The sequence below is a fragment of the Pseudomonas helleri genome, assembly GCF_009600315.1.
GTDB lineage: Bacteria > Pseudomonadota > Gammaproteobacteria > Pseudomonadales > Pseudomonadaceae > Aquipseudomonas > Aquipseudomonas helleri_A.
This window is the reverse complement of sequence record NZ_WIWC01000024.1, coordinates 23,802-48,575: the sequence shown is the minus strand read 5'-3', so window position 1 is coordinate 48,575 and position 24,774 is coordinate 23,802. Positions and strand designations below refer to the sequence as shown.

At 58.0% G+C, this 24,774-nt stretch carries 22 protein-coding genes; 2 read left to right on the top strand and 20 right to left on the bottom strand.

What is annotated here, in order from left to right; translation table 11 throughout:
• Positions 1-5 precede the first annotated feature (5 nt).
• From GHN86_RS14970 to GHN86_RS14960, 3 genes are read right to left on the bottom strand one after another with little or no spacing between them, the layout of a single operon-like run.
• A complete protein-coding gene (locus GHN86_RS14970) occupies positions 6-662 on the bottom strand; it encodes a DUF1788 domain-containing protein (protein WP_153386818.1) in 657 nt (218 codons plus the stop codon).
• Positions 659-1,270 carry a DUF1819 family protein gene (locus tag GHN86_RS14965; RefSeq protein ID WP_153386816.1) on the bottom strand — a complete coding sequence of 204 codons (612 nt, stop codon included), beginning with the start codon at positions 1,268-1,270 and terminating at the stop codon, positions 659-661. The genes GHN86_RS14970 and GHN86_RS14965 overlap by 4 nt, the downstream gene beginning before the upstream one ends.
• Positions 1,263-1,466: a helix-turn-helix domain-containing protein gene (locus GHN86_RS14960; protein ID WP_153386814.1), complete on the bottom strand. Its 204-nt coding sequence runs from the start codon at positions 1,464-1,466 to the stop codon at positions 1,263-1,265. Before GHN86_RS14960 ends, GHN86_RS14965 begins: the two co-directional genes overlap by 8 nt.
• 355 nt (positions 1,467-1,821) lie before the next feature.
• Between GHN86_RS14960 and GHN86_RS14955 the strand changes: the two genes are divergently transcribed.
• Positions 1,822-2,766: a hypothetical protein gene (locus GHN86_RS14955; RefSeq protein WP_153378919.1), complete on the top strand. Its 945-nt coding sequence runs from the start codon at positions 1,822-1,824 to the stop codon at positions 2,764-2,766.
• 433 nt (positions 2,767-3,199) lie between these two features.
• On the top strand, positions 3,200-3,550 hold the full coding sequence (locus GHN86_RS14950) for a DUF6124 family protein (RefSeq protein ID WP_153378918.1): 351 nt from the start codon (positions 3,200-3,202) through the stop codon (positions 3,548-3,550).
• A gap of 46 nt (positions 3,551-3,596) precedes the next feature.
• Here GHN86_RS14950 and GHN86_RS14945 read toward each other — a convergent pair whose 3' ends face one another.
• The 17 genes from GHN86_RS14945 to tssA form a co-directional block, all read right to left on the bottom strand.
• On the bottom strand, positions 3,597-4,376 hold the full coding sequence (locus tag GHN86_RS14945) for an acetoin reductase (protein ID WP_153378917.1): 780 nt from the start codon (positions 4,374-4,376) through the stop codon (positions 3,597-3,599).
• 96 nt (positions 4,377-4,472) lie between these two features.
• The gene (locus GHN86_RS14940; RefSeq protein WP_153378916.1) at positions 4,473-5,342 is read right to left on the bottom strand and encodes a serine/threonine-protein kinase; all 870 of its coding nucleotides are present in this window, start codon (positions 5,340-5,342) and stop codon (positions 4,473-4,475) included.
• Complete coding sequence (locus GHN86_RS14935; RefSeq protein ID WP_153378915.1) at positions 5,339-6,067, bottom strand: PP2C family protein-serine/threonine phosphatase; 729 nt, start codon at positions 6,065-6,067, stop codon at positions 5,339-5,341. Before GHN86_RS14935 ends, GHN86_RS14940 begins: the two co-directional genes overlap by 4 nt.
• Positions 6,067-9,564 carry a type VI secretion system membrane subunit TssM gene (gene tssM, locus GHN86_RS14930; RefSeq protein WP_153386811.1) on the bottom strand — a complete coding sequence of 1,166 codons (3,498 nt, stop codon included), beginning with the start codon at positions 9,562-9,564 and terminating at the stop codon, positions 6,067-6,069. The genes GHN86_RS14935 and tssM overlap by 1 nt, the downstream gene beginning before the upstream one ends.
• Before the next feature lie 47 nt (positions 9,565-9,611).
• Complete coding sequence (gene icmH / locus GHN86_RS14925) at positions 9,612-10,508, bottom strand: type IVB secretion system protein IcmH/DotU (protein WP_153378913.1); 897 nt, start codon at positions 10,506-10,508, stop codon at positions 9,612-9,614.
• Positions 10,509-10,513: 5 nt separating this feature from the next.
• Positions 10,514-11,842: a type VI secretion system baseplate subunit TssK gene (tssK, locus tag GHN86_RS14920; RefSeq protein ID WP_153386809.1), complete on the bottom strand. Its 1,329-nt coding sequence runs from the start codon at positions 11,840-11,842 to the stop codon at positions 10,514-10,516.
• A 2-nt stretch (positions 11,843-11,844) separates the two neighbouring features.
• The gene (gene tssJ / locus GHN86_RS14915; protein WP_194286217.1) at positions 11,845-12,348 is read right to left on the bottom strand and encodes a type VI secretion system lipoprotein TssJ; all 504 of its coding nucleotides are present in this window, start codon (positions 12,346-12,348) and stop codon (positions 11,845-11,847) included.
• Positions 12,345-13,541, bottom strand: a complete 1,197-nt coding sequence (tagH, locus tag GHN86_RS14910) for a type VI secretion system-associated FHA domain protein TagH (protein ID WP_153386807.1) — start codon at positions 13,539-13,541, stop codon at positions 12,345-12,347. Before tagH ends, tssJ begins: the two co-directional genes overlap by 4 nt.
• Before the next feature lie 17 nt (positions 13,542-13,558).
• Positions 13,559-13,699 (bottom strand): type VI secretion protein, encoded by a 141-nt coding sequence (locus tag GHN86_RS14905; RefSeq protein WP_122782034.1) that lies wholly within the window; start codon positions 13,697-13,699, stop codon positions 13,559-13,561.
• An 86-nt stretch (positions 13,700-13,785) separates the two neighbouring features.
• Positions 13,786-15,300, bottom strand: a complete 1,515-nt coding sequence (locus GHN86_RS14900) for a sigma-54 interaction domain-containing protein (protein WP_153386805.1) — start codon at positions 15,298-15,300, stop codon at positions 13,786-13,788.
• A 10-nt stretch (positions 15,301-15,310) separates the two neighbouring features.
• On the bottom strand, positions 15,311-17,905 hold the full coding sequence (gene tssH, locus GHN86_RS14895) for a type VI secretion system ATPase TssH (RefSeq protein WP_194286216.1): 2,595 nt from the start codon (positions 17,903-17,905) through the stop codon (positions 15,311-15,313).
• 6 nt (positions 17,906-17,911) lie between these two features.
• A complete protein-coding gene (tssG, locus tag GHN86_RS14890; RefSeq protein WP_153378908.1) occupies positions 17,912-18,919 on the bottom strand; it encodes a type VI secretion system baseplate subunit TssG in 1,008 nt (335 codons plus the stop codon).
• Positions 18,883-20,670: a type VI secretion system baseplate subunit TssF gene (gene tssF, locus GHN86_RS14885; protein WP_323369312.1), complete on the bottom strand. Its 1,788-nt coding sequence runs from the start codon at positions 20,668-20,670 to the stop codon at positions 18,883-18,885. The genes tssG and tssF overlap by 37 nt, the downstream gene beginning before the upstream one ends.
• A gap of 55 nt (positions 20,671-20,725) precedes the next feature.
• Positions 20,726-21,133: a type VI secretion system baseplate subunit TssE gene (gene tssE, locus GHN86_RS14880; protein WP_153378907.1), complete on the bottom strand. Its 408-nt coding sequence runs from the start codon at positions 21,131-21,133 to the stop codon at positions 20,726-20,728.
• 12 nt (positions 21,134-21,145) lie between these two features.
• On the bottom strand, positions 21,146-22,621 hold the full coding sequence (tssC, locus tag GHN86_RS14875) for a type VI secretion system contractile sheath large subunit (protein ID WP_153386803.1): 1,476 nt from the start codon (positions 22,619-22,621) through the stop codon (positions 21,146-21,148).
• 28 nt (positions 22,622-22,649) lie between these two features.
• On the bottom strand, positions 22,650-23,156 hold the full coding sequence (gene tssB / locus GHN86_RS14870; protein WP_153378905.1) for a type VI secretion system contractile sheath small subunit: 507 nt from the start codon (positions 23,154-23,156) through the stop codon (positions 22,650-22,652).
• Between the two features lie 35 nt (positions 23,157-23,191).
• Positions 23,192-24,748, bottom strand: a complete 1,557-nt coding sequence (gene tssA / locus GHN86_RS14865; RefSeq protein WP_153378904.1) for a type VI secretion system protein TssA — start codon at positions 24,746-24,748, stop codon at positions 23,192-23,194.
• Positions 24,749-24,774 lie beyond the last annotated feature (26 nt).

Genomic DNA, 24,774 nt, shown 5'->3' with positions numbered 1-24,774 from the left:
CTTCCTTACGCCTGAGACTCGAAAATATTGAATGCGCGGTAATACTTGTCGTCGTGTAGCAGGCCGAACAGCTCTAGTGACGCACCCTGCTCCAGCGAATGCCGATACTCACCGGGGAAGAACATAACTGTGGGCTTGTCCTTGGCAGTGCTTTGCAAATTGTTGAGTACGTTGTGCGAGCGGATATAGGGGAACACTTCACCGATACCGGAAAGAAACAGCACGTCGTAATCAGCTTGAGCAATACGCTCGCCAATGGCCGGGATCAGGTGCTCCTTGATGTCGAGTACTCCCTGCAGAAGCTCCAGCAGAGCTTCTTTTTCCACATCAGGCTCAACCGCTCGGATCTGCTCCCACAAGTTGATGCCTTCGTCACTACCTTCACGTGCCTTTAGCAAATCGATTGTCAGGTCATATAGGCTGACCTCTAGCACCTTTACACCACGGCCCTGCAGGCAATCGATACGCAAACCAGCCAGCGTGTTGACCAGTTGCCGCTGCATGCGTTGTATCTCAAAGGCTTCAGCTGCCTTGAATTCGCAGATGTAGAACGGCAGATCATTATTCAGCCCCTTCATTTCTAGGAAGCGCTGACCGCTCATGACGTTCACTAGGTGCTCAAAGCGAGCTGCCAGCGGCTGCTGACTGATTTTTTGGCTCATTGCAACCACCTTTTAATATCATGGTCAGTTGCCGGGAATATCAGCAATTGCTCGTTACCGTGGTGGACCAGTAAATGGGCCAGCGCTGGAGTTATCAACACAGGCTGAATCTGGCGCTGCGCGTTGATCAAGTCGGCATCTCGCAACATGCGGAACAGATTTTGCCGCAACTTGCTTTGCGTGGACGCAGCCAGTTCATCCAGCTCGACATGCCACAAAGCTTTGGCATTGAAGAAGGCATCGTAATCGCTTGTCGTGAGTTGGCGGCGCATGAGCAGGTAATGCTCGCGCAGAACTTCGCGCGCAAAGTCTCGGATGAAAGCATAGCGCCGGCAAGTTGCAGCCCACAGGAGGTAGCCTTGCTCGCGCAGGCTTCCGTCCACCATGAACTCCAGCTCCTCTGGATCCAACAGCTCCAGACGCGCGATCAACTCCTTACTGATACGTGTCGCAGCAGCTGATGTACGAACTTGCAATAGGTTCTCAGCACGCACCTGCGCCCGTGTTTGCTTCCAATCACGCAGCGTTAGATAGCGCTCCACAACCAGCGGTGCTTCCTGCAAAAACAGGCCACCCGTGGTGAAAGAAAGACGATAGGGCTCAGCCATCACTTCGCGCCTGCTGCGTTTCGTCACTGGCTCCGCCAGCCTTGACCCAGGTATCCACCTCAACCTTCTGGAACTTCCACAACCGGCCGACCTTGTGTGCTGGCATATTGCGTTTCGCGATCCATGCATAAACGGTGTCCTTGCTGACGCCGAGGTGTTCGGCAATTTCATCAACACTGTGCCAACGATCAGTCATAGCTAAATCTGCCGATAAAAAAACGTGCTGATATTAGCCGTTTTTATCGGTTTTAATAAGGTTAAAGCGCCTTATCAGGATTTCCTGTCTAATGCTGTGTCGCCAAGCTTTCGGTGGTAAGCCTGCGCAGCGGACAGCTAAGGTCCAAGGCATCACAGATGTCGCTTAGGTTACAATTTTGCTAAAACCCAGCCCCTCAGTCAGGACGAAATCCCGAAGTGGGGGGATAAATGGGGGGACAAAAATAGAATCGGCTACAAACACCAATAAAACATGGGTATAAATCAACAATAACGCCGCCCACAAGCCGGCTTTTTAATGCCTGTCATAAAACTATCCGCTACGAGAGATCTGCATGCTCATGGATAAGATGTTCATTGAAACCTTCTTCGTTAATGTGGCGCCTTACAGCAGTCCCGATTGCCTTCCGCTTTTTGTGGCGCGTGCGCAAGAGAGTTGTGAATGGCTGGAAAACCGTGGCTTAAAAGTCAAAGGCCGCATTCCGTACTATCAGGACGTTATCAAACGTTATGACACTATCCGCGGTTCGTACGGGCCGAAGATGTTTGAGTTCTTGCACGCGGTGTCGGAAATGCATCACGTGGTGAAGTGCAGTGAACAACTTAAAGAACAGCAGGCCTCAGCGGAATTCAATAAGACATTACATGCGGCCATGTATGGCATTAACTTCAGCCATGAAAATGACACGCCGGGCAAGGATCAGGATCGCAACTATATGTTCGAGCTGGGCATTGCTTCCAGCTATGCCGCGCAGACCCACTGTATCGACGTGTCGAAGCGTACCGACATCATCGTTAACGACTTGGCGCTGGCCATTGAGTGCAAGCGCATTCAGTCGCCAGAGTTACTGGTGCGGCGGTTGAAAGACGCCATCAAACAGTTGAAAAAACATGAAGCCGGTGAGGCCGCCAATGGGGTGGTGTATATCGATGTCACTGAATTACTGGACGTTAAGCATACGGTCTATATTCACGATCAGACCGGGGTGCCGCCGTATCTCAAGCCCCCGCCTGATGAAGATGAGGTCGTGGAGCAGCTGTATGCGCGAATAGAGGCTGATATCGCCGATACGATCGAAGACAAGATGACTCAGCTCAAAGGCTACTTAACCGATGAGGTGTCGTGCGTGGTGTTGAACTTCAACTTTTGCGGGTTTGAAACCAATATGTTTCGTGAGTACGCGATTGTGGGTCGGTGCAGTTTTATTCTCGACAATGCCAAGGTTGATCCGGCAGTTGCACGCAGTGTACGTGCCACGCTGGGTCGACAATTAGAGTAGCCGACTCGCACTGCGCGTTGAATGGTTTTGCGGCCGCTACACGGCCGGACGCGGCCTCGTGTTACTCGTCCGCTGCTACGGAGGGGGGTGTTTCACGCCTTTAAATTCAGCCGTTTCGTACGACGTTTCCCTTTCAATCAGGTGAAACATCCGAGAAAATCCCGTTCGCTTGCGCTCTCTCATATCGGGGCATAGTCTCGGCCCATCGCTGCACAATCAGCGATCGGGTTTAGTCGCCCGATGTTAAGCCAGGCGCAAGGCGCCACCTTAAGTGAGGCGCTTTTTTTCGGCCCCGCGTTATGGTGGCCGTGCGTAGGGCGCCTTTGGGCGCGCCGGGTTCCTGGTTTCTCCGGTCGACTAACCTGCGTACGGCTGCCACCCTTCGTTTAGTCGCGACAGGTGCCAGCTCCTTACTTAGAAGCCAGGAGTTGTCATGAAAAGAATCACCCCAGATCCACCCTTCTTCCCCCTGCAAGTTGCTGCTCAGTGCGATTCACAGTCGCTGGACCGTGCCGCCGCCAATCGCGCCCTCGATTACTACTTGCTCGACCACAGACCTCCACGACCTTTGAGCACGGTGATGTATGCCATCCCGGACAGTGTCAATTTAGAAGCGGCTTTGGCCCAAGCGTCAGACTTGTTGCGCTGTGCGGGCGCTTCGGCGTGTGAGGCGGGGAATGGTTTGAGCGGGTTGCCGCGCGATCTGGTGTTGTCGGTTGCGCACCTGGTGGAGCTGGCCAAGGCGTATGTCGACAAGTCGCTGGACGGTTTGGCGATGCACTAAGCAGCACGCGCCTGAGTGCAAGCAGGCGCGTTACATGACTTATCCCTTAGCGGAATACCATCCCGCCATCAATCAAGGGGGCCTGACCGGTCATGTAGTCGGCGTCCGGGCTGGCCAGGTAGGCCACAAATGCCGCAACGTCTTCCGGTGTTTCTGCTCGTCCCAGCAGAATGCCACTGACGAATTTTTCGTAGGTCGCGCCAATCGGGGCGCCCGTCACTTCGGCCATGCGTTTGTCAATTTCAACCCACATGTCGGTACCCACGACGCCCGGACAGTAGGCGTTGACGGTGATGCCGTGCACCGCCAGTTCCTTGGCCGCCGCCTGGGTCAAGGCGCGTACGGCAAATTTGGTGGAGGAGTAAACCCCCAGCAGGGCATAGCCTTCATGGCCAGCAATGGAGCAGGCGTTGATGATTTTGCCTTTGCGTTTGAGCGCCTGAAATTTTTCTGCCGCAGCCTGTATGCCCCACAAGGTGCCTTGGACGTTGATGCGGTAGATATGTTCGAAGTCCTGTTGGGTGACGTCCATCAGGGGTTTGACCTGACAGATGCCCGCGTTGTTGACCATGATGTCCAGCCCGCCGAGCTGATTGTGGGCGTAGTCAACCGCCGCAAAGACTTGATCGCGATCACCTACATCAGCCGCGAATACGCTGGTGTTGCGTCCTAATGCTTTGATCTCACTGGCAACCTGGCCAAGTTTTTCAAGGTTGAGGTCGACCAGCGCTATATCGGCGCCATCTTTGGCAAGGCGCAACGCAATACCACGACCAATGCCCTGTGCCGCGCCTGTGACGAGTGCGATTTTTCCTGAAAGCTTCATGTGTTGGCTCCTTTCAACGATGGGGGTCTGCGTCCAGCGGCCTTAACCATAGACCACTGCGCACAATGCCCATTGATGCAAGGCATTGCCTTTGGTCTATTCAGGCCACGGCCAGCACGTTCGTCGGGCGGCCAAGGCCGCGCGCAGTTGGGCAACAGTGACGGTGCGTTGGGCGGGGTCAAAACTGAGGGCGTTGCGCACTGCGCGCCACACGTGGGCAGGCAGATGCCTGGGCTTTTTGAGGGGCAGCGCGGGACGTTGATCGCGGGCCTGGGTCGATAGGAGGCGGTTGAATGGGTGTTTGCCACTGGCCAGTTCGTAGAGGAGGCAGCCCATTGCGTACACGTCAGCTGCACGGGTCGGGGCCGCGCCTTCGAGGATTTCCGGTGCAGCGTAGCCGGGTGTCCAGGCATTCATGCGCTGTCGACTGATGGCCGCCAAACCGTCCAGCCGCCCCGCTTCAGCCTGCCCAAGGCCGAAGTCGAACAGGCGCACGCCCTCTTCGCTGAGCAGGATATTGCTGGGCTTTATGTCGCCATGCAGGATGCCCGACGCGTGGCTATGCGCCAGTGCGTCAAGCAGGGGCAAGGCGATTTCACGCAGTTCCTGCCACGCTAACCCCAGAGGTCGCTCGCACAGTAAACGGTCCAGGGTGGGGCCCTGTAACAGCTCCATGACGATGAAGACGCGCTGGTGGGCGGTGTCTGCATTGAAGCTGTACATGCGCAGGATATTGGGGTGACGCAAGTGGCGGATCAACGCGAATTCGTTGAACAGCACTGCACTGGCGTCCGGGGAGTGACTGAGGTCGTCACTGAGGATTTTCAGCGCCACGCAGGGTTGTGGGTCAGCAAACTGTTCATGCAGCAGGTCACGGGCACGGTAGACCGTGCTCATGCCCCCCGCGCCCAATAACCGTTCAATCCGATAACGCCCGCTCAATACCTCGGGCAATGGCGCGGTCATTGACGTATCACCACGGCACTCACGTTGTCACGTGCCGCACCGCTCAATGCGCTGTCGAGCAAGCGCGCCAGCGCCGCACGGGGTGAGATGAGGCTGAGCGCGTTGCCCATTTCGCGGTGGCTTAACTCTTGGTAGAGACCATCACTGCACAGCAAGAACACATCGTTCGGCTGCACTTCCAGTTCCAGCACGCCCAAGCGCAGAGACTCGCATGCGCCGATGGCCCGAGTCAGTGCCCGGGAACCCGGCTGGGCCAGCGCCTGTTCCGGGGTCATGTGCTGTTCGTCCATCCATTGCTGCTGCACTGAATGGTCGCGTGACAGGGTGTACAGCTGTTGCCGACGCCACAGGTAGCAGCGGCTGTCACCTGCCCAGACACAGGCGGCGCGGTTGCCTTCAAGCAACAAGGCGACCACGGTGCTGCCCATGATGGTGTCGCTGGACTGATCGCTGACGGTCAGCTCCTGACTGAAGCGGCGGTTCAGCCAGTGCAGGCATTTGCGCACGGCCAGTAGCCGTTGATCAAAGGTCTGCGGCTGGTTCAGTTCGGCCAGGCTGTGGACGATCATCTGGCTGGCAATGTCGCCCGCCCGATGACCACCCATGCCATCCGCCACCGCCCACAACCCCAGATGTGGACAATCGAGGGTGGCATCTTCATTGCGGGTGCGCACCTTGCCCGGGTCGGTGCCTGCCGCGCTGCGCCATAGCGGGAGTTCGCCCATTACAGTTGCTCAGGCAAGCGGAAGCTGCGCAACACGCTCAGGTCAAACGGGTTAGGCGTGCGTTGACTCATCAACAGGTAGTTGGCCCGCATACCGCCCACGTCCGCTTTGAGCACCATGACATCGCGACCGCTGAGGTACTCAACGCTCATCAAGTCCAGCAAGCGAAACAACGACCACGGCCCGGTGCTTTTTTCGATGCCGACCGGGCGACCGGAGATTTTTTCCAGTACCAGGCTGCTGCGACCGTTCTCGGCTTCCGTGGGCCATTGCAAGGTGACGGGGACTATCGGCCCGTGGCGATAGTCCAGCGACTGGCTGCCAAAGCGCAGCTGCGCACGGCTGACGCCGGGGTCAAGGCTGTAAGGCTCTAGGGTAAATTGAACGAGGGGTTCTGCCGGGTTCTGGGCGAAGAAGCCCTGACGTATGACTTGCGCGGCGGCCATTTGCTCAAAGTAGGCTCTGGACATCGGCAACGTCTGCCCGTCCATGCTGCGCAGCCGGTAGTTGCCCGCCTCACCGCTGACGAAGGGGCGCAGGTAAGTCTCAAAAAAACGCTCGCTGAGCCCTTGGCCACGGAAAAACTCGCGGAAGTCATTCAGGGCCACATCGCTGTCGCTGTGAGCACTGAAGGGATAGCGCTGCTTGATTGCACGGTCGTAAAAACTGTACAGCTCGCGTTGATAACGCTGGTTGATGAAGTGGTAGGCGTTGGCCAGTTCCAGGCTCCAGGTGTCTTGCGCGACACCCTCGAACCAGCCATTGAGGGGAATCGGCAAGCGTTGCGCGGTCTGACGCAAATGGCTGAGCGCATCGCGCTGACCGCCCATGCGTAATTTGGCCATGTCGAAGGCCGCCTGGTCGGGTGCGCTGGCGCGGGCCAGACTGGCCAGTTGCTGCTGCACATCGTTGAGGCCTTGCAGCGCTGCCGTGAGGGTGGCTGTCGGTGCGTTGTTATCGTCGAGCAAACGGTGCAGCGGTTCGAACCGTCGTTGCAGGGCTTGCTTGGCGTTATCAGGCAGCTTGGCCGCCAAAGTATCTGCCGCTTTGGCCACGGCCGCGGTTGTCTTGCCGGCCAGTGCGCCGAGTTTTTTGGTTGCGAGGGTTTCGTCGCTCTTTGCGGGTATAGGCAGCTCATCGATAAAGCTTGGGAAGCGAGTATTTTCACGCACTTCGAGCAGTAATTGCACGACGGCCGAATTGGCAGAGGTCAATGCTGCAAGCTGTTCGGCGCCTTCACCGGCGGCCGTAAAGGGCTGCAAGGTCAGTTGCCCGATGGCTTCGCTCCACTGGGTGGCGTAGTCGCGGAAATACAGTTGCTCCAGCTCGACCATCAGCTTGCGCATGTCCATGGCGCTGAGGGTATTGCCCTCGCCCAGCACCCAGTTGTCCCGCAGGATGTCACTGACCAGCGTGGCACCCTGAATCGAGAAATACTGTTGATAACCTTGCTGGGTATAGAAGCCCGGTATCACGTAGTCGGCGCCACTGAATACCTGGCCTTGCGGGCCAAGGTGTTGGGCAAAACTGTAAGGCGCCAGCCCGTGTGCCTGTTCACGCAACATTCGGTAAACGACCGAGGCCAGTGATTCGTTGCGCAGTACCTGACGGGCCCTGGCAATCAGTGGCTGGTTAAGCGGGTAATTGAATGGCAGCGCCAGCAGACGATCAAAGTGCTGGCCCAAACCGTTTTGCACAGACGTGTTACCGGGGTAGCGGGCTGACCAGTCGGTGGCCACCCAGGTCTTGAGCCAGGCGTTGTCGCGACGGTCAGACTCACCCAACATCAAGTAGGCGCGCAAGCTGTTCAGCAACCGTGCTCGATCCCCCAGATTGGCGCGGATCTGGCTTTCCAGTTGTTGCGCGACCCGTGGTAACAGCTGGGTTTGCACGGCATGCTGGTAGGCCTGTTCAAGCAGCGGGTTGCTGGCGCTGCCCTGATACAAGCCGGTGTGTTCGAACACCCCGACATCCCGAGTTGAGGGGAATACCTGTGAGGCCGCGTATTGGGTGTCGAGCGTGCTCAATACCGCGCCACTGTCATCACGCGGGTTCAGCAGGGCATGCTGTTTTTCAAGTTGCTGAGCCAGCTCGCGCAGTTTATTCAGACGTTCATGGTTGGCCGCAAAGCTCTGCGCCCACACCAGCCCCATCACTCCCAGCACTGACAAGGCACCGGCGTACAGTGCATGCTGGCGCCAATGAATACGGCGGCGCTCGCGTTTGTCCAGACTGGCTAATTGGGCTTCCGGGAAAATCACTCGGCTCAGCAGGTGGTGAATAAAATGCGAGCGACCGCTGTGCAGCACCGGCAAGGCTTGTGTCTTGATGTCCAAAGAATCGCCCAACGCCTTGGTTTCGGCTTGCGCCTCGCGTTTTACATGGGGGGCGCTGGTGAGATAAAAGCCGCGCAACGGGCTGGCACGTTGATAACGATTGCCGGTAAAAGCAGTGTCGACAAAGACACACAGGCGCTCGCCAATGGCCCCCAGTTGATGAGGGAAATCGAGAATGCGCGCTCGGCGTTGAGTGTCGCGCTCCTGATGCATCCGTGAGATGACCTGACCCGTAAGACGGCCCAACAGCGCGTCAAACTCGGTGCGCAAGATGGATACATCGGAGCCGGTCTGGTCTTTGCCAAAACTGGCACCGAAGACCTGATCACTCTCTTCACGGGTCATCTGGTCAAAAAATTCGCTGAAGCCGATCAGGCTGTCGGCCTTGCTCAATACCAGATACACCGGCACATCCACATGCAGGATTTGATGAATCTCCTGAAGGCGCTGGCGCACCACATCGCCCAGACCTGACATGATGGTTTCATTGACCGCAAACAAGCACTCGACCGGCACCGTGACCAATACACCGTTCAAGGGTCGCGCACGTCGGCGGCTACGCAGTAACTCCAGCAAGGTGCGCCAGTTGCTGGGGTCAATGTCGGGATCGCTTTGTTCCAGATAGCGCCCGGCAGTGTCTATCAGCACGCCATGCTCGCCAAAGTACCAATCACAATGCGCGGTACCGTTCATGTCGCGGGTGAGTTTGCGGTCGATCTTGTTCAGCGGAAAATCCAGACCCGAAAAGTCCAGCAAGCTGGTTTTACCGCTGCCCGTGGGGCCGATCACCAGGTACCAGGGCAACTCATCTCGCCAGCGCTCACTGCGCCCGCGGTACACGCTGGAGGTTGTGAGCGTGCGCAAAGCCTCTTTGAAGCGCTTGCGCAGTTCTTGCTGCGAAGTCTCCAGCTGCGCGTCTTTAAGCTCGCGGGCTTTACCCACCTCACTGCCTTCATGCTCTTTTTTGCGTACCCCGGCGCGCCAGCTGACAAAGACCATCATCAGGCCCCATAGCAAGCACAGCGCACTGATACTCAGCAGCCGGGCACTGGAGTCGGCCCAGAATTTATAGTCGTTGACCGCCAATAGCGGGCCGACCCACCACACCAGCAGCGCAATGGTCAGCAGCAGCGCCAGCGTCCAGACCCAGGTTTGGCGCATAAAGGCCGCCAGTTTTTTTTTAAAGTGTTTTTCATCACATATCCCTATTACGACTGCGGCTGAACAACCGAAGCGTCGAGCGGCTGATACGGTTGCAATACCGCTTCGCGTTGCTCACCCAGCACCCAGGCAAAGCCTGAGAACATCACCAACAGGCATCCCGCCGTGAGGGTGCCCAGCACCCAGCCGGGCACACTGCGGATAAACCGGTGACGTCGATCGGTGAGCCCTTGCCAATGGGGCGAAAGCTCACGGGGCACATCGCCGCGCAAGTGACGGATTTGCCGGTACAGGGCATCGCGAATGGCGTCGAGCTCGGAGGTGCCGTGATTGACCACCCGGTATTTGCCCTGAAACCCCAAGGACAGGCACAGGTAGATCAGCTCCAGCAGCGAGAGGTTGACCACCGGGTTACGGCACAGTTGATTGAGCACGTGAAAGACCTTTTCACCGCCAAAGGTTTCGTTGTGCAGGCTGCTGAGCAGGGTGTGCTGCGACCATGCGCTTTCGTACCCCCACGGGGTGGTCACGACCGCTTCATCGAGCACCGTGCACATCACGTACCGGGCTTTCATGGCCAGGTCGTAGTCCACCCCGTTGTAGAGGGCTTCTTGTGAAAATGCATTGATGTCATTAATGAGCTGCTTACGCAGCTCCGGGATGCCGGGGGCCACTTGGGTGTGCTTGAGGTCGACCACGCAAGACAACAGGCCGCTGGCTGCTGCCACGAGCGGATTGAGGCTCACATTGAACGTGCCCGCAGCCTGCAAGCGGGCGGAAAAGATCATTCGGTCTTCGAGTTTTTCAACCGCCGGTGGCGGCGATTGATCGGTCAGAACGAGACCGTCGATCATGCCCGGATGCTTGGCCTGCGGGCCCGCACCCGGAAGTTCTTTGGCCGCAAGCGTGGTTTTGTCATCTTCCATGGGGGTGTCTTTGCTCATGGCGATTAATTCCTGATGGACCAGAATTGCAGTTCGAGCTCTGAAAACTCGCCCGACACATGGAACGCAAAGCCACCGGAGCGCTCCATCTGCGTCACGTCATCGGCGCTGAGTTCAAGGCTGAAATAGGTTTTGGCGGGATTGAACGGGATTTGCCGGGGGGCCACCGCCAGGGGTTTTATCTTGAAGCCCGGCAGGTGCAGGTTGACCAACTGACGTATGCCTTCGACCGGCCCGACCTTGAGATGCGCCGGCAAGCGATGGCGCAGCTCTTCGCTGTCGCAATTGGCTTTTGCCACCAGCACATAGGTGGTGAGCGCGAGGGCGTTGTGATCACTCATTTGCGAGACGAGAATGCCGTACTGACGGGCTTCCAGTTTCAGCTCGTTGGCATGTTCCTCCAGCACCATCGACAGCACCTCGCGAATGGCTTCCATCAGCTCGCGAAAGCTTTCACCCTGATTACTGTGCTGATAGGTGCTCTCAAGTTGCGGTCGCTTGCTGTCACTGGCATAGGTGGCCAACTCACCCAGCATCGCCAGCAAGGTGCAATACAACTCTTCGGGGTGCAGCTGTTCCAGAGCCAGATAATGCTGAAGCACCAATTCTGTTCGGTTGATCAGTTGCAGCATCATGAAGTCACCGACTTCTGCCCCGCCAACCTTGCCATTGGAGCGAATCCGCGCCGCCAGCGTGTCGCCCCGCAGGCCCAGCATGCCGATGACTTCTTTCAAACACGACAGGACGTAACTCGACGCATGGCTGAGGATAAAGGTCGGTATGAATTGCGCGTCAAGGCTGATGGCGCCGTCGCTGTTGGTGCCTGAGATTCGGCACAGTTGCAACTTGACGCAGGCCTGATTGCTTGGCTGTTCACCCAGCAGCAAGCGAAAGTCAGGGCGGGCACAACTGACCTGACTGCTGGCGTTTTCGCCGGCGTTGGAGTCACCGACTTCGGTTTCATAGGCGACATAACGCGCCAGTACGTCCACCTGATCCTTGCGTCGTGCCTCGATGTGATTACCGGTGACCAGTGGCAGTGCCAGATACACGTCGGTTTTCCCGATATTGGCCGGTACATCCAGAGCCAGCAATTCGCCGCCGACCAAGTCGAACAAGCTGCCATCGGGCAGCACGCCTGACGCCTGGCTGACGACCAGCTTACCCATAGTGAGGTACTGCACATCGACCTCCAGACTCAAGAACCCCCAGGTGTAACGCCCCAATAATCGGGTCCGGGTTTTCAGTTGTTGGTCGTAATAACGATCGCTGTGCTGAAAGTGCTGCGGGCGCAACAACATGCCTTCCAGCCACAGGACTTTATGGGTGGTCATACTCAGTGACCTCCCTGTTCATGGGCGATATCGGCACTGCGAATTCCGGTCTGATCAAGCACCAGATTCGATTCAGTCAAGGCCATAGCAGTGAGCGGTACGACGTAGCGCCATTGGCTTTGAGGCAGGTCACGGTAGGCAGCCAATACACCGACATAGCGACTGCCGGGTTCGACACTGAGTTTGAGCTGCACCGTTTGCCCCGGGCGTAGCTCCAGCTCTTCACTGGTCACGAGGTCAGGGGCCAATGACTCTTTGCCGCGCTCATAAAGGCTGAAGAAGTCGGCATTTTCGAAGGCGACCGGATGTTTGAGCTCGAACAAGCGAACCACCACCGGGGACGGGCGCCCATGGAGGTCAGGATTGACCTGATCGCTAGCGCTTAAATTGAGGTTGAGTTTGGTCACACTGGAGTACGGCGACAGCGTCGTGCAGCCCGTGAGCAGCAGCACGGCAAAAGCCAGCATGGCCTTGAGATATAGAGGTGGGCATGGCATGCGCATCATCCTTGAGGGTCGTTGTTAAGGGTCGAAACAAGCCGTACCTGTTCTTCGTAGGCTTGGGCAAAATCGCGCGCCAACATGCGTTCACACCAGTCATCGTCCTGTTGCAGTGCCTGGTGATAACGATTGAATGCACGCCAGCGGCTGCCAGCCGTGGCGAACCAGGGCCGATGGCCGTCGCGTTCCTGACGCAAGGTCAGTTGTTGCGGCGAGAAATGTTCAAGGGTGGCGCGCACCGTTGCGCGGCTGGCACTGAGTAGTGCGACCTGATGCGCCTGCAAATCACGAAAGGCGCGCCACACCGCTTGTTCAGCCGAGAGTTGATGAGCCTTGTGCGGCGCCAGCAGCAGGCCCAAGGCTTCGCCAGCGTCATGGGTGGACGTGAGCGGATTGTGTCGGGTGCCGGGAATAACCGTACGGGCCAACCGAAGCTGGTTTTTCAGCTCGCTGCGGGTCCAAAGACTTTGCTGCACACCCGCGACCGTTTGTTTGAGCAGGCTGGCGGCCTTGATGGCCAGCGCCTCACGCCCGGCAGGCTCCAAGGCCAACACATCAACGCCCAATGCGGCTCCGAAATCGCTCCAGAAGCCGTCCATGTCGGGCGCCTGCGTATCACTTTGAGGCTGCGGGACGGGTGCCTGCGCAGCTTCCATCAGTTGCGGCACGCTCAGATGCTCATAATTCAGAGGCGCACGATCAGTGAGCTGAAGGTCCATCGAGGCCGAACCGTTTTCGCCCGTGACATCGAAAACTGAATAATTCGGGGCCTCAGGTTCCAGCGGGTCAAGGGAATCGCGGCCCATAAACGCATCGTCCGGAATCTTTATGCCCCCAGGCAGAGGCTCCTTGGCGAGCAGTAATAGACGTTGCAACTCATGGGGCAGCTCTGCACGGATCTCGAACCGGTGCAGAGAGTAACGGGTGCCGTGCCCAATTCGCTCGGGCTTGTCACGGATCAAATAGGTCCCCGTGCCATTGACCTGGACACCGTTGGTGCTGGTGTCGGTGATATAGAACGCACCGTCCAGGTAGCTGATGTTGACGTGGTATTTGGAAACTTTTTGTTCGCTATCGACCACCTGCCATGTGCAATCGGCATTGCGCCCTATCACCCCGCCCTTCTCGTCAAAGGTTTTACGCATCACCTGCGCTGGGGTCAGTGACGGATGGCTCAGCAGCTCAAAAATCAATTCCATGTTCAGACTCCTTGCGGTCATTTACCGCGATTGACCGCCTGCGGATCACCCAGTGGGCGATAGCTGTTGTCGTTGAATTTGTAATTACCGCCACAGCCGCTCGCACCGCACAGCACGGCGAGGGTCAACAGGACGGCGTACCAGTGACGAGCAGTCATAGGGGAAGTCTCCAGAGGGGTGATCAGGGCCGCGGCTTGATCCGTTGAGGGCCGCGCGGGCAAAGGCATAAAGCAGTCAGAGGGCATCACGAAGCCATCGCCTTGAGGTCATCCGCCACGATGTTCAGGCGCTCCAGTCGATACAGCAGCGTGCGTCGCGCCACGCCCAGTTCGTGAGCGGCGCGCGTCTGGTTACCGGCGTGCTTGCGTAAACAGTCGAGTAACAGCCCGCGCTCCACGTGCTCCATGCGCGCTCGCAGGTTCAAGTGGACGGGGCCAGGGCTGACGTCACTGCGTAATGAAAAATGCTGTGCCTGCAGTTCGCTGCCGTCACTCAACAGAACGGCCCGTTCAACCAGCCCTTTGAGCTCGCGAACGTTGCCGGGGAAGGCGTAGCCCGTCAGCAGAGCCAGCGCCTCATCACTCCAGCGCACGGGCTTGCGTTGCAGAAACTGACAGGCCTTGTCAGCGAAGTGCCGGGCCAGCTCAAGGAGGTCGCCTTCACGCTCACGCAAGGGCGCAAGCTCAATCGGGAACTGCGCCAGACGGTAATAGAGGTCTTCGCGAAACTGCCCTTGGCTGACCCGTTCTGTCAGGTTGCGGTGAGTTGCGGCGATGATGCGCACATCGATTTTGTGGGAGTCGTTGCAGCCCAAGGGCCGAATCTCGCCCTCTTGCAGCACCCGCAGCAGCTTGGCTTGCAGCGACAACGGCATGTCACCGATTTCGTCCAGCAGCAAGGTGCCACCGCAGGCGGCGTCAAACAGCCCGACGCGGTCACGGTCGGCGCCGGTAAACGCGCCCTTGCGATAGCCAAACAGCTCACTTTCGAGCAGGTTTTCAGGGAACGCTGCACAGTTCTGCACAATAAAAGGGCGATTGTGACGTGGGCTGGCGTCGTGAATCATGCGCGCAATCACTTCTTTGCCGGTGCCGGTTTCGCCCAATAGCAACACGGTGTAAGGGCTATGAATAACCTTGTTGATCAGGCCATAGGTGTGGCGCATCACGGCACTTTTGCCCATCAGCCCGGTGGGTGTGATGCTCCGTTCAGGCGGTGAGAGGGCCTTAACACCCTGTTGCAACACACGGTGCTGCATCAGGGTAAACCCCCCCAGCGCGCCCAGCGATGGCGCATACCCCTGAAGGTCGACCGCCTCGTGACTGGCTGCCAACAACAGGCCTTCAACCGCGTTATGCGCGTTCACCAGCGGTACACACAGCAGGGAGCGCCAGGGCTGGCTGTGTTGGGGTAAAAAACCAAGGTCGTAAACGCCCGCACTCAGATCGCTGATACACACCACCCTGTTTTGACACAGGGCAAATTGCAGCAGTTGCTCCCCGGTGTAATCAACCGGTACACCCGTGACGTGTTGCGGTTGAGCGGTGCCTTGGCCCTGACAGCATTCGGCCAGTCGCTCCAGTCGTTTATGAGAGGCATCGAGCAGGTACAGTTGGCCCAGCTCACATCCGGCGAGGGCCACTAAGGCGCGAACGCACGCCGAGCCCGCTGTCGCCGCGTCCCCGGCCCGGGCCACGCAGGAAAACTGCTCCAACAGCAGCTCGGCATAAGCCAGCGGCTGCGAGACGTGCGCGAACATTTGCGCCACCTTATGCAAACTCGCACTGCACAGAAGCGTTGGCGTCCAGCGTGGCGTGCACGCGGGTCAAGGTTTGCGCGTTGGCCATTGCGTCCAGCAAGCGATCGGCAATCAACGGCAGGAGATGCGCGTCGAGCAGGTAATCGATAAGACGCGCACCGCTGTCACTTTGAGTACAGCGTTCGGCCAGATGGTCAACCAGCCTCTGACAATGACTGAACTGCAAGTGCCGCCGCTGCAGGCGCTCGCCCAGACGCTGGAGTTTGATTTCAACCAGCTCACGCAACACCGGCCCGCTGACCGGGTAGTAAGGCACCACCCGCATACGGGCCAGCAACGCCGGTTTGAAATGGTTGTTGAGCACAGGACGGATGCTCTGTTCCAGGGTCTCAGTGCTCGGTCGTGCGCCGTTTTCACACAGCGAGTTGATGCGTTCACTGGCCAGATTGGACGTCATCAGGATCAGCGTGTTGCGAAAATCAATTTCACGGCCCTCGCCATCATTGGCCACGCCTTTGTCGAAGATTTGATAGAACAGGTTGAGTACATCGGGATCAGCTTTTTCGACCTCATCGAGCAACACCACCGAGTAAGGCTTCTGGCGCACGGCCTCGGTCAGCATCCCGCCCTCGCCATACCCAACGTATCCGGGCGGCGCGCCGATCAGCCGTGACACGGTGTGTTTTTCCTGAAACTCGGACATGTTGATGGTGGTGATAAACCGCTCGCCTCCGTACAGCAGGTCGGCCAGCGCCAGTGCGGTTTCGGTCTTGCCGACCCCGCTGGGGCCGACCAGCAGGAAAACCCCGACCGGTGCATCCGGTTTATTGAGGCCCGCAGCCGTGGCGCGCATTGCACGGTCCAGCGCCTGCACAGCCTGCTCCTGCCCACGGATACGGTCGCGCAAATCAGCACCGAAGCGAGCAACCTGAGTACTGTGTTCGCGCGCCAACTGGCTGAGTGGCACACCGGTCCATGCGCTGATGACCTCGGCGACCAGACGCGGGCACACTTCAAAACTGACCAGCCGCTCGACGCTGTGAAGCTCGCTCAGCGCGCGATGAGTGCGATTAAGTTCGGTTTCGAGCCCTTCAAGACTGTCGCAGGGATGCCCTTGAGACGCCTCACGGGCCTGCGCCAACTGCTGACGCAAGGCCAGTAATTGCTCGGCCAGCGTGCGTTGCTCGGCCCAGCGAATTTCAAGCGCCACGCGCTCGTTTTCGGCGTCAACCAAGCGTTCTTCCAGCGCCGTCAATGCTCCCTGATCAACCAGCAGGCCCGCCTCAGCATCGCGGCGCATGGCCTGACGCTGACGCCCGCCTTCGGCCAGCTCACTGCGCAAATGCTCCAGCCGGTCGGGCGCGGCGGCCAGACTGATCCGCACACGGGCGCAGGCTGTATCGAGCACGTCGACCGCCTTGTCAGGTAATTGACGACCCGTCAGGTAGCGCGCCGACAACTCGGCTGCGGCCACCACGGCGTCGTCGCGCAGATAAATGCCGTGGCTCTTTTCGTAGACGTGTGCCAAACCGCGCAGGATGGTGACCGCTTCGCCCACGGTGGGCTCATGCAATTGAACCGGCTGGAAGCGCCGGGCCAGTGCTGGGTCTTTTTCAAAGTATTTTTTGTACTCGCCCCAGGTCGTGGCCGCGATCGTGCGCAACTCGCCGCGCGCCAGCGCCGGTTTGAGCAGATTGGCGGCATCCGAGCCGCCCACGTTACCCCCGGCACCGATCAGGGTGTGGGCTTCGTCGATAAACAGAATGATGGGAGTGGGCGAAGCCTTGACCTCGTCTATTACCCCTTTGAGACGACGTTCAAACTCGCCTTTGATGCTGGCCCCGGCTTGCAGCAAGCCCATGTCCAGCGAGAGCAATTCAACACCTTGCAGCACGGCGGGCACTTCACCCGCGGCAATACGAGAAGCCAGGCCTTCGACAATCGCGGTTTTACCGACGCCCGCCTCACCCACCACAATCGGATTGTTTTTACGCCGACGGGCCAGTATGTCGATCATCTGGCGAATCGCATCGTCACGGCACAGCACCGGGTCCAGCTGGCCCGCCCGAGCTTGTTCGGTGAGGTTGTGGGTAAAACGGGACAACAACGAATCACCCTTAGCAAGCGATGAGCCAACGGCGGGTTGTTCCTGTTGTGACAGGGCGAAGCCTTTCAAACGCTCTGTGTCCAGTTTGGCCAACACGGCTTGATAACGACTGCCGGCATACCGCACAGGGTTGCGTAACAGGGCCAAAATCAGCACGGCCTGATCAACGTGACGTTGGCCCAGTTCAAGACTGGCCACCAGCAACGCGTCCTGTAACCACTGCACCAACTCTGGAGCGAACACCGGATTGCGTGAAGGATTGCTCTCTGCGCCCGACTGCAACGCAGCGCTCAACTGACCGGCATCAATATCGGCATCCAGTAATGCCCTCGCCAGCAGCCCTTGCGGGCGTTCGAGCAACTCCAGCAGCAGGTCTTCCACCAGAATTTTATTGGCACCGCGGGCAACACAACGCTCGGCACAGCCTTCCAGGTCGCGCCGGGTTGGCGTGTCCAGTGCCTGTATCAGTTGTTGCAGGTCTACAGTGATCATGGCCATTGTTCCTTAATGAATTTTGCTGCCAAGGGTGACGACGCCGTCGGCCTTTTCACGGCCCAACCAACTGGTCCAGCCAAGGCGGCAGGGGTTGAGTTCGGCAATGCGCAATTCGCGAATTTCTTCGTGTCGCAGTACCAGCCGGATGTCGTAATCCAGCGGATCACGCAGGGTGAATCGCACCAGCGCGCACAGCGGTTGATAGCCCGTGCCAATCGGCAGCAATTCGTGAAAGCGTTCCCACGACAGCTGGCGAATATGAATGCGGAACTTGCCACTGCAATCGCGCACCCGCTCACCCAACACCAGGCTCTCGCTGAACTGATGGTTGGCAATGCCCAAGCGGTTGCGTTGCTCTTGCAGAATGTCAACGCGCCGCTCAATGCATTGCTCGATGTTCAACTCGGCGTGTTTGAAGTAGTAACGCAGCACCGACTCGATCAGCGCTGCGGAGTGCGCACGTAAACTCAGCAAACCCAGGTACGGCAGCAAGCGCCGCCAGTTCAGTTCCTCGGCATCACGGATGGTCTCGCCCCCCAGGCCAATGAGGGCAAACAGATGACTTGAAAAGGGGTCGATCGCGCCCTTTTGAAAGCGGGCCCGATAGCGGTATTTGCGCCATATCGGCAGCATGAGCCGCTGTAAGCGATGGTTAAACAGGTCCATAAACATGCGCGTGGGGTTGTCGTCATCACTGTCACCCAGCGCCTGTTCGCAATAGAACACCGGCAAGGGCGAGCCTGCGCCCACCAGCCCCATCAAGTTAAAGCGCAGTCGCGCGCGGGTTTGCCCGTGTTCGGTAAAAAACTCGACCCGATCAACGTCACTGCCGGCAAACCCCAGGCTGGGGTTTGCGCTAAATTCCACGCGCTCGTAGAGCTCGTCTTCAGAGATATCGGAGTCGCCAGCGCGCAGCCGGTCAATGACCAGCAGCACGGCTTGAAACAGCGAGTACTCGCGTATGCTCTGGGTCAGCCCGCTTAGAGCAGGGGCTGCAGGCCCATGCGGGGTGTCCATTGGTACGTTTCTCCCTGAGTGCTCTTGACCCGCAGTTCGTGGTACGAATTGAGGCTGGCGTAGAGCGCAAAAAACTCGTTAAGCACCGATGCAAAAACAAACAGATCGCCTTCACCGATGTAGCCTTGCGGGTCGATGATCAGCTCGGTACGCAGGCCGCGCAGGGGCAAGCCACGGTGCAACCGGTCAACGTGTTCGTGACGAATCGACTGGAGGCCGCCGAGCAGGCGTTTACTGACCCGTTCAGCCTGCTCGTCGTAGTAACGCGGCAAGTCGTAGGTTTCGAGAATCACCTTCAAGGCATCCACGTTGGCCAGCGACAAGTAGTTGAGTGACATGTTGCTGATCAGCTTCCAGAGGAAATCACGGGTCAGTGGCGGCGCATAGCTGGCCGTGACCGCTGTAATATTCCTGAACTCCAGGTATTCGGGCGTACCCTCGCCGCGACGGCAGATGTCGCCCGAGCCCAAGCTTCTGGGCAGGTTCTGGTTAGTGCAGGTCAGCTCCACTGAAAGGGTTTCGCTTTCTTCAGGCTGGCGTGCGCCAAAACTCAGGTAGGTGTCGAGCCCCTCATGCAGTAATGCCTTGCGCTGGCGTACGCTGTAATGAGCTTGTTTTTTGCGCACGTCGAAACTCGGGTCGTGCTCAAAGGATTCGAACGGCACATAGTCCTGCAAACCTCGGCCAGCGACTTTCCAGCCGGTCACCTTGTCGACCGAGAACACACCGCAATGCTTCAGCGCCAAGCGTGAGGGCATCAGCAGGTATTCGTCCTGTTTGCCATCCAGACGGGTCGGCATCGCGTCGTGGGTGAACAGGTTGACGATGGGCGTGCAGTACAGCTTTACGTTTTCCAGGGTGGGTTGCAGGCGTTGGGTGCTGCTTTTGCGAATATCGAAACGCAGTTCCAGCCCGCGCACTTTTTGCAGGACGTCTTCAGACAGGGTCGCCAGCCGATCCAGACCGTTCACGTCGACAAACAAAAACTTGTCCTGAAAGGCGAAGTACTCCTGCAGATAGCGATAACCGCGAAAGGTATTCATGGGGTAAGGGATCAGTGCTTCTTCTTCGGCAAACCCCACTGGCTGAACACACTCAGGGCCGAGCGTGAAGATCAGCGGGGCATTGTTCGCGTCAGTCAGCCCCTCCCCTTGGGCATCGAGGGGCACCAACACAATGTCGTGCAGGTGGCGTAATAATCCGAGGTAGAGCATTTGGCTGATGTAACGCTCGCCAGCCAGATGCAGGCGCAAGCGGCTAAGCTTCAGTTCGCCCAAGTGACCGTCACAGGTCATGTCCAGACGCAGGCTCAACATCGAGCCTTCACCTTTGATCGAGTGTTTGAGCTCAACCAGTTGCAAGGGCAATAGTTCGGTCGGGTAACAAGTTCTGAATTGACAGCTCACCCCCTCAACTTCATTACTTTCCACCTGGGTTTCGCGCTCGACGCGCAAGGCGGGACCGGGGCGTTTGAGGGGTTGAAATTGCAACATGCTGAAGGCCGGCAGCGGGCGCATGTAATTGGGCCATAGCAACTGCATCAGCGAATGGCTCAGTTCAGGCAACTCGTCATCCAGCTTTTGACGCAGACGCCCGGTCAAAAATGCAAAACCTTCGAGCAACCGCTCGACATCCGGGTCACGCCCCGCCTGCCCCAAAAACGGCGCCAGCGCCGGGCTGCGCTCGGCAAAAAGGCTTCCCAACTGACGCAGTGCAGTCAGTTCGCTTTGGTAGTAATGGTTAAAGGACACGGCGTTACCTGTTAATAGTCGGCGGCTACAGACATTGAAAAACCTTCACGGCGCGTCACGTGACCTTGACCTCACCACTGCCATTGAGCGCTGCGGTGAACCCGACTTGGCGCTTGAACCCTTCGACTTGCAGCCACCCTTCAATGCTGAAGGACAGCGTGAGTTCGCTGTCGCCTCTAGCTAGAGGTTTGACCTGCACCTGACTGAGGCGCGGTTCGTAGCACGCTATGAATGATTCGATCGCCTGACGCGCCTGAGCCAGCGAGTCATGCAGGTTCAGGCGCATGTCGTTAAGGTCGGGCAACCCGTAGTCGGGCAGCGTTTGCACGCTGCCCGCCCGAGTGCTCAACATCTTGGCCAGATGGGCAGCCACGGACGCCAGGACGCTGTCCTCCCGACGCAGGGTGCTGCGGGTATGCGCGTCGTCGCCCAGGCGCTCAAAAAGGCTGCCGTATCCAGTCATCAGCGGCTCCTCTTACTCTTTGTCCAGCTTGCCAACCAGCGACAAGGTGAAGTCAGCGCCCATGTACTTGAAATGTGGGCGCACGTTGAGGCTCACGCGGTACCAGCCAGGCTCGCCTTCGACGTCGCTGACGGTGATCTGTGCAGCACGCAACGGACGACGACCGCGCACTTCAGCGCCCGGATTCTCTTGGTCGGCGACGTACTGACGGATCCATTTGCTCAGTTCCATCTCAAGATCGGAACGTTCCTTCCACGAACCCAACTGCTCGCGCTGCAAGACTTTCAAGTAATGCGCCAAACGGTTGATGATCATCATGTAGGGCAGTTGCGTGCCGAGTTTGTAGTTCAACTCGGCTTTTTTGCCTTCTTCACTGATGCCGAATTTCTTGGGCTTTTGCACCGAGCTGGCCGAGAAGAACGCTGCGTTGTCACTGCCTTTGCGCATGGTCAGGGAAATAAAACCTTCCTCGGCCAACTCGTATTCACGGCGGTCGGACACCAGCACTTCGGTGGGTATTTTGGTTTCGATTTCGCCCATGCTTTCGAAGTGGTGCAACGGCAGGTCTTCGACCGCTCCTCCGCTTTGCGGGCCGATGATGTTCGGGCACCAGCGGAACTTGGCGAAGCTGTCGGTCAACCTGGACGCGAAGGTGTACGCGGTGTTGCCCCACAAGTAATGCTCATGGCTGTTGGCTACGTTTTCTTTGTAGACGAAGGTCTTGACCGGGTTTTCTTCCGGATCGTAAGGGTTGCGCAACAGAAAGCGCGGAACCGTCAGGGCCATGTAGCGAGCATCTTCGGACTCACGAAAGCTCTGCCATTTGGCAAAATGCGGCCCGGCAAAATGGTCTTTCAAGTCTTTGAGGTTGGGCATGCCGGTGAAGCTTTCAATGCCAAAAAATTTCGGGCCGGCCGCGGCTATGAACGGTGCATGAGACATGCACGCGACGCTGGACACGTACTGCATCAGCTTCACGTCGGGTGAGCTGGGGGTCATGTAGTAATTGGCGATAATCGCGCCCACCGGCTCGCCACCGAACTGGCCATATTCGGCGGTGTAGATATGCTTGTAGAGGCCGGACTGCATGACTTCGGGGGAGTCTTCGAAATCGTCCAGCAGGTCTTCTTTGGAGACGTTGAGAATTTCAATCTTGATGTTTTCACGGAAGTCGGTGCGATCGACCAACAACTGCAAGCCACGCCAGGCCGACTCCAGCGACTGGAACGCCGGGTGGTGGAGAATTTCGTCCATCTGCTGGCTAAGCTTTGCATCGATCTCTGCGATCATGCGGTCAACCATGGCCTTCTTGACCGGCTCGTTCTTGTTATGGGGCTTGAGCAATTCCTCGATAAACGCAGCCACGCCGCGCTTGGCAATGTCATAGGCATCGTCCTGCGGAGTGAGTCGGGTTTGCGCGATGATGCCGTCAAGGACACTGTGGGACGTGCTTTGAGTATCGTTTTGCTGGGTGGCGCGAGTGCTCATAAAGTGACTTCCTTTGCTGATAGAGGGCTCAAACGTCAGAGGCTGGCGTGACGACCAGGTCGAGTTCGCTCAGTACCCGAGCGCGGGATTCGTCATCAGCCAATACGCCTTCAATCGCCTTGCGAAAGCTCGGCGCATTACCCAGCGGGCCTTTCAGGGCCACCAGTGCGTCACGCAGTTCCATCAGCTTTTTAAGCTCCGGCACTTGATTCACCAGGCTGGCCGGGGTGAAGTCCTTCATCGCCCGGATATTCAGCACGATCGCCAGTTCATCCGCGTCGCCCTCTTCCTGAAGTCGATTGGGCACGCTCATGTTTAACTCCAGCCCTTGCTTGGAAAGCACCTCGTCAAAGGTCATTTTGTCGATGGAAATAGGCTTGCGATCTTCAAGCTTTCGATCATCAAAACGGTGGATATAGTCGCCCACCACGAGCAATTTGAGCGGCAGTTCGATTTCTTCCTGAGCCCCTCCAGTCGCGGGTTTGAACGTAATGTTGATGCGTTCCTTGGGGGCTACCGAGCTTTCTTTGGCCATGACGTTTTTTCCTTGCGTGTGAGCGGCCCTGAGGCCTATTCGAGTACCACTTCCAGATCGAGGTGGCACAACCTGCGATACATCTCATCCTTGCGTTCTCGCACTTCGTGGTTCTGCGGCAATAGCTCGCAGCAGCGATGCAGAAGACGCAAAACCTCTAGAACCAAATCGGGTTCCCATACCTGTAAGCCGTTGCGATGGAGTTGCTGGTCAAGCATTTCGAGCTGGGTCTTGGCCAGTTCATATTTCTTGGCCTGAAAGCACAGGCGGGCGAGCGACATCTGCCAAAAAAAACGCACTCGCTCACCCTGAACACCGGTCTGGGCGCGCTTGAGCAACTGCACGGCGGGTTTGAAACCACTGTCGCGAAACACCGTCATGGCCTCCTCAAGGGCGATTTCCCATGCAGGCATTTGGGCGACGACTGCCACCGCCTTGGACTCGCTCGGGGCCTGGAGATGGGGCATCACCTGGTCAGCAATCCAACTGCGGGTTTGCAGGTCTGCAAACGGTGCACCGTCGTGGAAACGCAGCTCCAGAAGCCCCGGCAGGCGCTGGAGCAACAGGGCCAAATGGAGCTCGACTTCACGCATTGCACCCTCGGCTTTCAACGCGCTGAGGCACTCCCAGACCATGCGCTGACCGTCGAGCCAGAACGGTGACTTGGTGAGGCTGGTCTCAAGCTCGACCAACACATCGGCAAATTGCCCCTTAACCAAGCGTTCCCGGTAACTTTTAAGTTTGTCTGCCGGCAGTCCGCGCAACGGGGTGATGTGCTCCAGATTGCGCTCAGGGGTGACGTCAATGGTCAGCCAAGTCAGGGTTCGATTCAGGCGCAACGCGCGCGCATCGCTGGCCTGCTGTTTGAGCCACCACACACACAGTGGGCGGGCAATTTCCTGCAAGCCCCGCAACGCTTTGTGCGCGTCTTTTTCGTTATTGATCGGAGCATTGGGCTCCAGTAACTGTGTGGCGACCTGCTTGACCTGCGCCACCGCCGCCGCCATTGAGCCTGACTCGGGCAGGCTTTCTGCTGCGCGCTGAACCATGCGGCTCAGACGTCGGCAAATCGGTAACAGCAAGGGCACGTCGTCGCCCATGTGCTGAGCCAATAGGCTTTCAAGCTCCAACAACAACTCAACCATGTGCTTGAAAAGCGGGAGTTGCTCTTTGATCGGGATGCTTTCGTTGATCACCAGATCCATACGAGACGACAACCAACTGATGGTTGCGCCACGGGTGCGTACCTTCAGAGGGTGCAGGTGTGACCAATGGTGCTTGCACAGGTAATGCAGCAGACCCAAACCGGCCAATAAGCCCTGATAGGATTCTCGCTGATACAACGCCCAAGTCAGCCAGACGCCGGCACGCAAGTCTTTGGAGTGGTCACGCAACAACGCCTCGCTTTGCTCCATCACGACAAACCAGTCGACCTGGTTGTGTTCATGCATGGACTGCGATTTGTTCAACTCACGCTCCAACGACTCGAACTCATTCGAGTAGCGCACGTCGTCACCCGCGAAGTTATCTTTGAACACGGGCGTTTTTGCCAAATCAATGTGGCGGGCAAATAGCTTGCTGGAGTAAGTCATCGCTTCACGCGGCCCGAACTCGGGCG

Bases quoted from the DNA above. Each gene is read 5' to 3' on its own strand.
- GHN86_RS14955 (WP_153378919.1), top strand. From the start codon at position 1,822: ATGCTCATGGATAAGATGTTCATTGAAACCTTCTTCGTTAATGTGGCG.
- tssC (WP_153386803.1), bottom strand. From the start codon at position 22,621: ATGAGCACTCGCGCCACCCAGCAAAACGATACTCAAAGCACGTCCCAC.
- icmH (WP_153378913.1), bottom strand. From the start codon at position 10,508: ATGAGCAAAGACACCCCCATGGAAGATGACAAAACCACGCTTGCGGCC.
- tssB (WP_153378905.1), bottom strand. From the start codon at position 23,156: ATGGCCAAAGAAAGCTCGGTAGCCCCCAAGGAACGCATCAACATTACG.
- tssJ (WP_194286217.1), bottom strand. From the start codon at position 12,348: ATGATGCGCATGCCATGCCCACCTCTATATCTCAAGGCCATGCTGGCT.
- tagH (WP_153386807.1), bottom strand. From the start codon at position 13,541: ATGGAATTGATTTTTGAGCTGCTGAGCCATCCGTCACTGACCCCAGCG.
- GHN86_RS14945 (WP_153378917.1), bottom strand. From the start codon at position 4,376: ATGAAGCTTTCAGGAAAAATCGCACTCGTCACAGGCGCGGCACAGGGC.
- tssG (WP_153378908.1), bottom strand. From the start codon at position 18,919: ATGGACACCCCGCATGGGCCTGCAGCCCCTGCTCTAAGCGGGCTGACC.
- GHN86_RS14950 (WP_153378918.1), top strand. From the start codon at position 3,200: ATGAAAAGAATCACCCCAGATCCACCCTTCTTCCCCCTGCAAGTTGCT.
- GHN86_RS14965 (WP_153386816.1), bottom strand. From the start codon at position 1,270: ATGGCTGAGCCCTATCGTCTTTCTTTCACCACGGGTGGCCTGTTTTTG.
- tssE (WP_153378907.1), bottom strand. From the start codon at position 21,133: ATGACTGGATACGGCAGCCTTTTTGAGCGCCTGGGCGACGACGCGCAT.
- GHN86_RS14960 (WP_153386814.1), bottom strand. From the start codon at position 1,466: ATGACTGATCGTTGGCACAGTGTTGATGAAATTGCCGAACACCTCGGC.
- tssH (WP_194286216.1), bottom strand. From the start codon at position 17,905: ATGGCCATGATCACTGTAGACCTGCAACAACTGATACAGGCACTGGAC.
- GHN86_RS14940 (WP_153378916.1), bottom strand. From the start codon at position 5,342: ATGACCGCGCCATTGCCCGAGGTATTGAGCGGGCGTTATCGGATTGAA.
- GHN86_RS14935 (WP_153378915.1), bottom strand. From the start codon at position 6,067: ATGGGCGAACTCCCGCTATGGCGCAGCGCGGCAGGCACCGACCCGGGC.
- GHN86_RS14905 (WP_122782034.1), bottom strand. From the start codon at position 13,699: ATGACTGCTCGTCACTGGTACGCCGTCCTGTTGACCCTCGCCGTGCTG.
- GHN86_RS14970 (WP_153386818.1), bottom strand. From the start codon at position 662: ATGAGCCAAAAAATCAGTCAGCAGCCGCTGGCAGCTCGCTTTGAGCAC.
- tssM (WP_153386811.1), bottom strand. From the start codon at position 9,564: ATGCGCCAAACCTGGGTCTGGACGCTGGCGCTGCTGCTGACCATTGCG.
- GHN86_RS14900 (WP_153386805.1), bottom strand. From the start codon at position 15,300: ATGTTCGCGCACGTCTCGCAGCCGCTGGCTTATGCCGAGCTGCTGTTG.
- tssK (WP_153386809.1), bottom strand. From the start codon at position 11,842: ATGACCACCCATAAAGTCCTGTGGCTGGAAGGCATGTTGTTGCGCCCG.
- tssA (WP_153378904.1), bottom strand. From the start codon at position 24,748: ATGACTTACTCCAGCAAGCTATTTGCCCGCCACATTGATTTGGCAAAA.